1 protein-coding gene is annotated in these 393 nt (G+C 71.8%); it reads right to left on the minus strand.

Annotation, left to right across the window (positions count from 1 at the left end; all coding sequences use genetic code 11):
- Positions 1-393, minus strand: a 393-nt coding sequence (locus K7472_RS32305) for a DUF2637 domain-containing protein (RefSeq protein WP_222982834.1), incomplete at both ends; no start/stop codon positions are given.

The raw sequence follows: 393 nt of genomic DNA on the forward strand, positions 1-393 counted from the left end.
CGGGGCCTTGCGCCGCCAGGCGCGTCCGAAGCGCGAGCGCAGCCGCGCCTGGTAGACGAGCCGCTCCTGCTCCAGCTTGATGACCTGGTCGTACGAGCGCAGCTCCCACAGCTTCATCCGCCGCCACAGCAGGAACGTCGGGACCGGCGCCAGCAGCCAGCGCGTGAGCCGCACGCCCTCCATGTGCTTGTCCGCGGTGATGTCGGCGATCCGCCCGACGGCGTGGCGCGCGGCCTCGACCGTGACGACGAACAGCACCGGGATGACGGCGTGCATCCCCATGCCCAGCGGGTCGGAGGCCGACGCGGCGTTGAACACCACGGTCGCGACGGTCAGCAGCCACGCCGTCTGCCGCAGCAGCGGGAACGGCATGCGGATCCAGGTCAGCAGCAG

It is taken from the genome of Streptantibioticus parmotrematis (genome assembly GCF_019890615.1).
Taxonomy (GTDB): domain Bacteria; phylum Actinomycetota; class Actinomycetes; order Streptomycetales; family Streptomycetaceae; genus Streptantibioticus_D; species Streptantibioticus_D parmotrematis.